1 protein-coding gene is annotated in these 1,176 nt (G+C 45.7%); it reads right to left on the bottom strand.

Translation table 11 applies throughout. The features are described from left to right. On the bottom strand, window positions 1–1,158 hold a 1,158-nt coding region (aroA, locus tag R8269_RS25285; RefSeq protein WP_318222917.1), incomplete at its 3' end, for a 3-phosphoshikimate 1-carboxyvinyltransferase. Window positions 1,159–1,176: the final 18 nt, after the last annotated feature.

Below are 1,176 nucleotides of genomic sequence, written 5' to 3' on the forward strand. Positions count from 1 at the left end.
ATGATCATCGTAGGTATCAATCGCCGCATGTTTAAGGTGAGGTACTGGTTTAACGATGATGTAATCCTCACCTTCCTCCACTTCCGCACCAACTTTACGAAGCTCTGTTGCCATTGCAGACAAACGATCGGTTTCTTTTACACGCCAGTTATAAACATTGCGAATTGCCGTGGTACCTTCAGCAAACAAAGCCGTCGTCGCGATGGTCATTGCTGCATCTGGAATATGGTTGTAATCCATATCGATGCCCTTAAGCTTCCCGACGCGGGAAATAACGTAATCATCGCCCCATTCAATCTCTGCGCCCATTTTTTCTAGCGCATCAGCAAATTGAATATCACCTTGGATGCTATTTTTACCGATGCCAGTTACTTTGACTTCACCGCCTTTGATTGCAGCCGCCGCTAAAAAGTAAGAGGCCGACGAAGCATCCCCTTCCACAAGAAAATCGCCAGGCGCAACATAGTGCTGACCCGCTGGAATCACAAACTCTTGATAGTCGTTGTTGATCACTTCGACACCGAACTGCTTCATTATATGCAGCGTAATATCAATGTAAGGCTTTGATACCAAATCACCTTCAATCTTAATACGCACTTCGCCTTCGGCAAGTGGTGCAGACATCAAAAAAGCCGTGAGAAACTGACTAGAAATAGAACCATCAATCGACACTGTGCCTGCTTTCAGACCAGTACCGACAATCTTTAGTGGTGGGTAGTTTGTGTTTTCCAGATATTCAATATCTGCTCCCGCCTCTTGCAATGCAGTCACAAGATGACCAATTGGTCGTTCTTTCATACGAGGCTCGCCAGTAAGCACATATTCACCTTGGCCAACACAAAGTGCGGCTGCTAAAGGTCGCATGGCTGTGCCCGCATTGCCCAGAAAGAGCTCGACAGGTTCTGATACTGAGAACGGACGACCAAGGCCTTCAACCACACATTCTGTTTTATCTGCAGATAATGTGTACTTCACGCCTAGTTTAGTGAGTGCGTTTAGCATGTGACGAATGTCGTCACTATCGAGAAGGTTGGTGAGACGAGTCGTCCCCTTTGCTAATGCAGCGAGTAAAAGTGCTCGATTAGAAACACTTTTGGAACCAGGAAGGTTCACTTCCCCTTGAATTTTATTGATAGGTTGTAACGTTAGGCTTTCCATTAAAAGTTGATAATCCTT

The sequence above is a fragment of the Vibrio sp. Vb0667 genome (genome assembly GCF_033391095.1).